Origin of the sequence: Undibacterium sp. Tian12W (genome assembly GCF_049339405.1) — a bacterium.
Lineage (GTDB): Bacteria > Pseudomonadota > Gammaproteobacteria > Burkholderiales > Burkholderiaceae_D > Undibacterium.
In genome coordinates, this window is sequence record NZ_JBMPPK010000001.1 from 495,160 (window position 1) to 503,473 (window position 8,314).

The 8,314-nt window shown below is 51.9% G+C and carries 10 protein-coding genes; 7 read left to right on the forward strand and 3 right to left on the reverse strand.

What is annotated here, in order from left to right:
• Positions 1-55 precede the first annotated feature (55 nt).
• Positions 56-1,099, reverse strand: coding sequence for a phosphoribosylformylglycinamidine cyclo-ligase (gene purM, locus ACO0LI_RS02100; protein ID WP_423030476.1), 1,044 nt, complete (start codon positions 1,097-1,099; stop codon positions 56-58).
• A gap of 166 nt (positions 1,100-1,265) precedes the next feature.
• Between purM and ACO0LI_RS02105 the strand changes: the two genes are divergently transcribed.
• The 7 genes from ACO0LI_RS02105 to panB all read left to right on the forward strand — a co-directional run bounded on the left by ACO0LI_RS02105 (position 1,266) and on the right by panB (position 6,914).
• A complete protein-coding gene (locus tag ACO0LI_RS02105) occupies positions 1,266-2,351 on the forward strand; it encodes an AI-2E family transporter (RefSeq protein ID WP_423030478.1) in 1,086 nt (361 codons plus the stop codon).
• Positions 2,348-3,043 (forward strand): DnaA regulatory inactivator Hda, encoded by a 696-nt coding sequence (gene hda / locus ACO0LI_RS02110; protein ID WP_422954507.1) that lies wholly within the window; start codon positions 2,348-2,350, stop codon positions 3,041-3,043. The genes ACO0LI_RS02105 and hda overlap by 4 nt, the downstream gene beginning before the upstream one ends.
• A gap of 1 nt (position 3,044) precedes the next feature.
• A complete protein-coding gene (locus tag ACO0LI_RS02115) occupies positions 3,045-3,734 on the forward strand; it encodes an HAD family hydrolase (RefSeq protein ID WP_423030480.1) in 690 nt (229 codons plus the stop codon).
• Entirely contained in the window at positions 3,731-5,086 is a 1,356-nt protein-coding gene (gene pcnB / locus ACO0LI_RS02120; RefSeq protein WP_422954509.1) for a polynucleotide adenylyltransferase PcnB, read from the forward strand. Before ACO0LI_RS02115 ends, pcnB begins: the two co-directional genes overlap by 4 nt.
• Positions 5,083-5,580 carry a 2-amino-4-hydroxy-6-hydroxymethyldihydropteridine diphosphokinase gene (gene folK, locus ACO0LI_RS02125; RefSeq protein WP_422954510.1) on the forward strand — a complete coding sequence of 166 codons (498 nt, stop codon included), beginning with the start codon at positions 5,083-5,085 and terminating at the stop codon, positions 5,578-5,580. The genes pcnB and folK overlap by 4 nt, the downstream gene beginning before the upstream one ends.
• Before the next feature lie 29 nt (positions 5,581-5,609).
• Positions 5,610-5,957, forward strand: a complete 348-nt coding sequence (locus tag ACO0LI_RS02130; protein ID WP_422954511.1) for a DMT family protein — start codon at positions 5,610-5,612, stop codon at positions 5,955-5,957.
• A gap of 144 nt (positions 5,958-6,101) precedes the next feature.
• A complete protein-coding gene (gene panB, locus ACO0LI_RS02135; protein WP_423030482.1) occupies positions 6,102-6,914 on the forward strand; it encodes a 3-methyl-2-oxobutanoate hydroxymethyltransferase in 813 nt (270 codons plus the stop codon).
• 320 nt (positions 6,915-7,234) lie between these two features.
• On the opposite strand, the gene ACO0LI_RS02140 is transcribed toward panB, so the two are convergent.
• Together ACO0LI_RS02140 and ACO0LI_RS02145 are read right to left on the reverse strand one after the other, a co-directional pair.
• Complete coding sequence (locus tag ACO0LI_RS02140) at positions 7,235-7,777, reverse strand: hypothetical protein (protein WP_422954513.1); 543 nt, start codon at positions 7,775-7,777, stop codon at positions 7,235-7,237.
• 25 nt (positions 7,778-7,802) lie between these two features.
• Positions 7,803-7,970 carry a hypothetical protein gene (locus tag ACO0LI_RS02145; protein WP_423030484.1) on the reverse strand — a complete coding sequence of 56 codons (168 nt, stop codon included), beginning with the start codon at positions 7,968-7,970 and terminating at the stop codon, positions 7,803-7,805.
• Positions 7,971-8,314: the final 344 nt, after the last annotated feature.

Consider the following 8,314-nt stretch of genomic DNA (forward strand, 5'->3'; position numbering starts at 1 on the left):
GGTAAACAAAAACGGGGCCTTCACGGCCCCGTTATCAATACTTGCTATCACGCCATCAAACAACGATAGTCTGATGCTCATCACCTTCACGGGCACGGATTTCACCAATCTTATAGACAGACTCACCAGCAGCAGTCAGTTGTGCCAGGGCTGTATCAGCCAGCTCGGCCGCAACGATGACGACCATGCCTATGCCGCAGTTAAAGACGCGGTGCATTTCTGCATCAGCCACGCCGCCGTGTTGTTGCAGCCAGGTGAACAGGGGTGGCAATGTCCATGCGTCTTTATGCAGGACAGCAGTCAGTTTGTCGCCGAGTACACGCGGGAGGTTTTCTACCAGGCCGCCACCTGTGATGTGGGCCATGCCTTTGACTTCCAGGGATTCCATCAATGCCAGCAAAGGTTTGACGTAGATGCGGGTTGGTGCCATCAGGGCGTCACCAAGGCTGCGGCCATGGAAATCAGCATTCAGGTCTGGCTTGGCGACTTCAATGATCTTGCGCACCAGTGAAAAACCATTGGAGTGGATGCCGGAAGAGGCCAGGCCGAGAATGACGTCGCCCGGTTGTATCTTGCTGCCATCAATGATTTTGGATTTTTCTACCGCGCCGACTGCAAAACCAGCCAGATCGTATTCACCGTCAGGGTACATGGATGGCATTTCAGCGGTTTCGCCGCCGATTAATGCGCAACCAGCCTGTTCGCAACCAAAGGCCACGCCCTTGATGACATCAGTTGCCGTAGCAACATCCAGCTTGCCGCAGGCAAAATAGTCGAGGAAGAACAAAGGCTCTGCACCTTGTACCAGGATGTCATTGACACTCATCGCCACTAGGTCGATACCGACGGTGTCGTGTTTGTTGAGGTGGAAAGCCAGTTTCAGCTTGGTGCCGACGCCGTCAGTACCGGAAACCAATACTGGTTCCTTGTATTTTTTACTGACTTCAAACATGGCGCCAAAACCGCCTATGCCAGCCATGACACCTTCACGCATGGTGCGTTTGGCAAAGGGTTTGATGGCATCAACCAGCGCATCGCCGGCAACCATATCGACACCAGCGTCGGCGTAAGAGAGAGAAACAGGGGTAGAAGTGCTCATGATATTCGGCAATAGGGGCAGGAGGCGGTAAAATAGAGGAATTGCCAGAAAAGTCCGGCAAAAACGCTATTTTAACAAATTGACCGCGTATATTGACCGCAAATACGCTGTATTTTGGGCCAGGCAGCAAATTCGATAACTTCTTGACTACTATTTAGCCAAAAACATGCCATTTTCTTTTACATCGGAGCAAAAACAATCCATGCTGTGGCTGGCCGTGGCAATTGGGCTACTGAGCTTGCTGTCGCTGCTGGGCCCGGTGCTGATGCCTTTTATCGTCGCTGGTATATTGGCTTATGTACTGACACCCTGGGTAGATAAGCTGTGCGCCCTGCGTATCAAGCGATTTGGCCTGCCGCGCTCAGTTGCTGCCACTCTGATCATTGTGATTTTGATAGCGTCAGTGCTGGCGATGTTACTGATCATGATCCCCATTTTGCAAAAAGAATTGCCGCAATTGCAAGATCAGATCCCGCGCTTCTTTAATAAGCTCGATGAAATGCTGTCGCCCCTGCTCAATGAATTTGGCATCAAAGTACGTCTCGACAGCAATGGCATCAAGTCTTTGCTGACGGAGCAAATATCGACCAGTGGCGAAGCCATAGGCAAGGCCGTGCTCAATTCTGTACGTGTCGGTGGTACTGCCGTTCTGGGCATGGTTGCCAATTTGTTGCTAATCCCTATCGTCTTGTTTTATCTATTGATGGACTGGCATTCACTGATCAAGCGCCTGAGCCACTTTATCCCGCGCCGCTTCGTCAATAACGTGGCCCATGCTGTTGAAGAAGTCGATGATATCCTGGCGCAATATCTGCGCGGGCAAATCCTGGTGATGATCGTGCTGGCTGTGTATTACTCGGTGGCACTAAGCATTGCCCGCTTTGACCTGGCTTTGCCAGTGGGCATTATCACTGGCTTTTTGGTGTTCATTCCTTATCTGGGTTTTGGATTGGGACTGGTATTGGCAGTGATTGGTGCTATTCTGCAATTTGATGGATTTAGTGGCCTGATGTCGGTTGCCATCATCTATGGCATAGGCCAGGTTGTAGAATCGTTTTACCTTACACCACGCCTGGTGGGCGAGCGTATAGGCCTGCACCCGCTGACGGTGATTTTTGCCTTGATGGCATTCGGGGAGTTGTTTGGTTTTATCGGCATCCTGATTGCGCTGCCAGCATCCGCCGTTATCTCGGTCGCCGTCAAACATATACGCACGTCTTACCTGAACAGTCCTTTTTATAGCCAGACATGAGGCAATTATTACTTGACCTGGACGCGCAAAAGCTGCCGTCCCTCGCCACCTTTGTGGTGGGGCAAAATGCTGAACTGGCGCAATTGCTGGGCATGTTTGACCAGCGCATTACCAGTCAGTATGGCGAGCGCTCTGTGTATATCTGGGGTGAGCCAGGGGCTGGCAAGACGCATTTACTGCATGCACTGGCAGCAGACGCCACTGCCCGCTATATCCCGGCTGATGCGCCAGAATCTGCCTTTGACTTTACTGAGGGAGTCAGCCTCTACCTGCTTGACGATTGCGACCAGTTGTCGCCACTGAACCAGATTGCCGCCTTTAATCTGTTCAATGAAGCACGTGCCCGTGGTGGTTTTTTGATCGGTGCAGGCAACCGCCCACCGATGATTTTGAATGTACGTGACGACTTGCGCACCCGTTTTGGCTGGGGCCTGATCTACCAAGTGCATGGCCTGACTGACGAAGACAAGATAGCCGCCCTGGAAAAAGCGGCCCAGGCGCGCGGCATACAGATATCCCCCGGCGTGTTACCCTATCTGATTACCCATTACCGCCGCGACATGAGTACGCTGAGCAATATCCTCGACCAGCTGGACCATTACTCACTGGTCACCAAACGCCCTATCACCCTGCCTCTGCTGCGCGAACTGATGTTGCAGCAACAGCAGGACCCTGACAATACGACAGAATAGCATGCGCAATATCGCCTTATTTGATCTTGACCACACCCTGATCCCCATCGATTCTGATTTTGAATGGGGCCAGTTCCTGTGCCGCGTTGGTGCTGTTGATGCTGACGAATTTGCCCGTCGCAATGCAGAGTTTTTTGCCCAGTACCAGGCTGGCACGCTGGATCCGGTTGAGTACCTGGAATTTGCCCTTGGTACACTGGCGCAATTCCCTCGTACCAAACTGGATGACTTGCATCAGCAATTCATGCAGGAAGTCATACAGCCGGCCCTGCTGCCAGTGGCCTATGATTTAATCAAGAAGCATCAGGATCAGGGCGACCTGATCGCCATCATCACTGCCACCAACCGTTTTGTCACTGCCCCCATCGCAGTGGCGCTGGGCGTAGAACATTTGATGGCGGCAGAACCTGAGCTTGATGCCAATGGCAATATCACCGGCAAGCTGCTGGGCGTGCCCAGTTCAGGCGCGGGCAAGGTAGTGCATCTGCAAGACTGGCTGGTAAAGCAAGAAGTTACACAACTAAGGCAACTCAGCGACTTTACCCATAGTTATTTTTACAGCGATTCGCAAAACGATATACCGCTGCTGGAACGCGTCAGCCATCCTGTCGCAACCAATCCCAATGCCAAATTAAGTGCCCATGCACTGGCAAAAGGTTGGCCTCAACTTCACCTGTTTGACAAGCAATGATCAAGAAATTTATTCGCAAAATACTGGGCGTAAAAAACAAGAGCGATGTCGCCAGCGCCAACCAAAAGCCAACTGTGCTGGGTCCTAAAGACCACGGCATAGACCCGCAACTGGTGTCTGCGAATGCCGTACGCATCACCCAGACCCTGCAAGAGAATGGCTTTAAAGCCTTCGTGGTTGGCGGCGCCGTGCGCGACTTGCTGACTGGTGTCAAACCCAAGGACTTTGACATTGCCACCAATGCCACGCCTGAACAAGTCAAGCGCCTGTTCCGCCGCGCCTTTATCATAGGCCGCCGCTTCCAGATAGTGCACGTGATGTTTGGCCAGGATTTGCTGGAAGTCACTACCTTCCGCGGTGCCGCCACCGATGGCGCACCCAAGGACGAACATGGTCGTGTCTTGCGCGACAATACCTTTGGTGAACAGCATGAAGATGCCGCCCGTCGCGACTTCACCGTGAATGCCATGTATTACGACCCTGCCACACAAACCGTGCTCGATTATCACGGCGGCATGAAAGACATCAAAAAGAAAACCCTGCGCATCATAGGCGTGCCAGAAGCCCGTTACCGCGAAGACCCGGTGCGCATGCTGCGCGTGGTGCGCTTTGCTGCAAAACTGAACTTCACGATAGACGCCTCCACCCGCGCCCCTATCGCCGTGATGGCTCCGCTAATCAACAATGTGCCCGCCGCGCGCGTCTTTGATGAAACACTGAAACTGCTGACCAGCGGCCATGCCATGGCATGCCTGCAGCAATTGCGCAAAGAAGGCCTGCACCATGGCCTGATGCCCCTGCTGGACGTAGTGCTGGAACAACCACTCGGTGAAAAATTCGTCACCCTGGCGCTGGCCAATACTGATGAACGCGTGCAACAGGGCAAAGGCGTCTCACCGGGCTTCTTGTTCGCCTCACTGCTGTGGCACCAGGTCGTCGAGAAATGGGAAGCCTATAAGGCCGCCGGTGAATTCCCCATCCCTGCCCTGCACCTCGCTGCCGATGATGTATTGAACACCCAGACTGACGCCCTGGCAATACAGCGCAAGATAGGCTCGGACATGCGCGATATCTGGGCCATGCAGCCACGTTTTGACAAGCGCGTAGGCAAGACCCCGTACAAGATGCTGGAGCACCCGCGCCTGCGAGCTGGTTACGACTTCTTGCTGCTGCGTTGTGCCTCCGGTGAAATCGATGAAGAGATCGGTGAATGGTGGACAGATTTCATGGAAGGCGACAGCGTAGAACGTGACCGCCTGATAAACACAAAACCCAAAGCAGCCGAAGCTGGCCCCAAAAAACGCAAACCCCGCCGCCGCGCCCCACGCAAGGCAGCCGCAGCAGCCGAATGAGTGTACGAGTGAATTTGCAGGTTTTCATAGGCATAGGTGCCAATCTTGGTGATGCCAGGGCCAGCGTCAGCAAAGCCATAGATGCGCTGGCAAAATTGCCAGACACCACACTCGTGGCGCGGTCTGCCCTGTTTGGCAGTGCGCCCATCGATTCTAGCGGTGACGATTATGTCAATGCAGTCGCAGAACTCTCGACCAGCCTGAGTGCCACCGACGTTCTGCAACACCTGCAAGCCATAGAACTCGCGCATGGCCGCGAGCGCCCCTACCGCAATGCCCCACGCACTCTGGACCTGGATTTGCTCTTGTATGGCGATGAAGAAATCAATACCGCAGACCTGCAAGTCCCCCATCCACGCATGACAGAACGCGCCTTTGTGCTGCTGCCCCTGCTGCAACTGTCTGCCGATATCAGCATCCCCGGCAAAGGCCGCGCGCAAGATTATGTCGCTGCGGTGGCTGAGCAACGCATACAAGAATTACCCATTACCTGAGCGCCTGACCAGGCGATAAGCGAGGCTCCATGCAAATCCCCATCATTGTGCAAACCACAGGTTTGCTGATACTCTCCAACGTCTTCATGACGGTAGCCTGGTATGGTCATCTGAAAAGTCTGTCCAGCAAAGCCTGGTGGGTAGCCGCCTTTATCAGCTGGGGCATCGCCCTGTTCGAATACCTGTTGCAGGTGCCCGCCAACAGAATAGGCTACACTGCGTACAGCCTGGCACAGCTGAAGATATTACAGGAAGCCCTGACCCTGATTGTCTTCGTGCCCTTCGCCATGCTTTACATGGGGCAACCGTTCAAGCTTGATTATGTATGGGCGGGCTTGTGTTTAGTGGGTGCGGTTTATTTCATCTTTAGAAGTTAGTAAGCGCTGCCTAAGCTACTGCCACAAATAAATCAAACACAAGACAAGCTTAAGAATACAAAAAAATAAAGTTGAGGATGTAGGTGGAGACAAAATCGCTGTCAAACTAAAAACCAATGACAGCATCACCTCTGGAGAAAAAGAATGGCTGAATATTTGCAAGACCGTAAAGCAGTAAGCATTCCTGGCTTGATCGCACTGCGTGAGAAAGGTGAAAAAATCACCATGCTCACCGCCTACGATGCCAGCTTCGCTTCCCTGATGGACCGTTGCGGCGTAGAGATTTTGCTCATCGGTGATTCCCTGGGCATGGTATGCCAGGGACATGACTCCACCCTGCCAGTGACATTGCAAGATGTGGCCTATCACACTGCGGCAGTAGCACGCGGCAACCAAAAGGCCCTGGTCGTGGCCGACATGCCCTTTGGCACGTATGCGACACCGGAAGCAGCATTCAACAACGCTGTGCAACTGATGCAGGCGGGCGCACAGATGGTCAAGCTAGAAGGCGGCCACTGGCTGGCACCGACCATCAAGTTCCTGACCGAACGCGCGATACCTGTCTGCGCCCATCTGGGCCTGACACCGCAATCCGTGCATCAACTGGGCGGTTACAAGGTACAAGGCAAGACCGATGCCTCCGCCAATCTGCTCAAAGCCGAAGCGCTGGCCGTACAGGAAGCCGGTGCAACGCTGCTGGTGCTGGAAGCCATACCCGCCAGCCTCGGCAAAGAAGCCACAGATTCCCTGCACATCCCCACCATAGGCATAGGCGCAGGCGTCGATTGCTCAGGCCAGGTACTCGTCATGCACGATTTGCTGGGCGTATTCCCGGGCCGCAAAGCCCGCTTCGTGAAAAACTTCATGGAAGGTCAGACCAGCATCGATGCTGCAGTACAGGCGTATGTCGCTGCAGTGAAAGATCAATCTTTCCCGGCGCTTGAGCACAGTTTCTAGATATTGTTTTTCCGTTGCTCCTCCCACCAAAAGGGAGGGTCAATGAGCGATCTTCCAACATTCGCGCTGTCACAGTCTATCTTGATGCTGCGCACTGCATTGCAATTTGTAGGGTGCGTTTTAACGCACCGTTTTTTCTTTGCGCACCGCTGATCGCAATCAAGACGTAAGATCAGAAATGGCAAAAGCTTGGGCCTAAACCGCAATCTCAAGAATCTGAGTAAAATCCCGCCGCCATGTCAAACAGATGTCTTGGAAAAACTGATTATTCTGCTCAGAATATCATTCAAAAAATAATCATCTAAAACTAGATTCAAACATCATTCCTTCAAAAACGAGGGAGCAGGATTATATGAATCCGTCACCCCGGTCGCTCGGTAAAATCGTTGCACCTCAGCCAGTGGATATTGTGAAAACCGTGCGCTTGCCAGACCTTTGCAATGCCCAATCTCCACCAGGGATTTATCTGCAGTACAGACTCCAAATAATTCAAGATGCCGTAGGAATGATAACTTCGCGATTGGGTGCAGTGATTCAATCAGCGAAAATTTCCGCGCTGCATCCCAGCCAGGCGACGTAGCTAAAGACAGGCATTCAATGCGTTCAAGTCCGGCCAGATCTTCAATACTAGATATCTTCGGCAGATGCAAAATACTTAAATACCGGAGTTTGGGTAATGACTTCAAAACACTCAGGGAATGATCAGGAAATGATGCAATCGCCAATTCTTCGAGATTCTGAAATTCAGCCAAGGATTCAAGTGTCGAGTATTTGCAGTGCCATATTCTTAGTGTGGTAATTTCCAGCTTACGGTCTGTTACTGGAAATTTTTTTGCCGGGTCTCTCATTAAATCAAGATGCATTTTTCCTCTTCATTTTTACCTGTATTTATTTGTTCATGATACGACCAGCTTCGCTTCCGCTAAATATCACATTCGGGTTTTCTTCATAAGCAATAAGAAATTCTTCCAGCCCATCAAATATTTTAATCGGTGATGGGGCATGATTGAAATAATCGATATAAACAGATGAACGGGCATCTGTTTCGTATTTCAAACGATATGCCCAACCATCAATGAAATGATCTGAAAATAATATCCCGTAAGGGGAAGTTTCGGTATTTCTCTCAAGAATTTCAGTTAAGGAACATCTGATTAAGTTCTAATTTCCATCAATTACAAAATCATGTTCCAGTCAAAGCATAAAACGTGCTGCTGAACATGATTTTCATCAAGAATTGGGGAGTTGTATCCCCAACTTCTTCAGTTCTCGAGCGATTTCTCGCCCATTGGGCACACTATGCCCCTTGCATGCGCATCAAGCGCCTGCGAACCATGAACAAGTTCGCCAGCGCACAAGTAACGAACAAGCGGTGCGCGTTCTTCTGCATCCCACGATAT